Origin of the sequence: Kitasatospora sp. NPDC058243 (assembly GCF_042882025.1) — a bacterium.
GTDB lineage: Bacteria > Actinomycetota > Actinomycetes > Streptomycetales > Streptomycetaceae > Kitasatospora.
The window spans coordinates 1661-2280 of sequence record NZ_JBHVWW010000143.1; positions in this window are offsets into that span (position 1 = coordinate 1661).

Below are 620 nucleotides of genomic sequence, written 5' to 3' on the forward strand. Positions count from 1 at the left end.
TGTGGAGAGGAGGTAGGGGTTGTGGGGGCAGAACTCGCCGGATTGTGCAACGCGGGGGGCAGGGGCTCTTGCAGAGGCATGTCTTGCGGTATGGTCGCGAAGATTTAGCCCCTACTGCCCCTCTTAAAAACGGGCAAGTAATACTGAAATAGACTGACCAGCCGGTGAGTCCTGGTCCAGCGCCGAGCAGAACGCCGGCACCTCACAGGGGCGGGGCGCTGCCGACCGCACCACAGGAAGCCCCTTGACGCACCTCAGCGCAGGGGCGGGAGGGGCGGAACTTGAGGCATAACCGCAAACTTGGGCCCGGCGTTCGATGCGCCCTAGGTCCCTGCGCTAGGCTCGCTCCGAGCGACAGCAAGCTTCAGCCCCTACAGCCCCTTTAGCTGCGACCTATCAGTCATTGACCTGCACACTTTCAACTGGGTCGTGCGGTTTACCCGCACCCTGAGCAAGGAACCGGCAGAGTGTCCCGCCACTCAGAACTTCTCACCGAGCCATCGGAGCCACTCCCGGTTGACAGGGCGATCTGGTGTGCGCGCAAGGGGTGGCCGGTGCATCCGCTCGTTCCGGGCAGGAAGATTCCGGCCGCCAACTGCTCGCTCTGCCGGGCCCAAGAC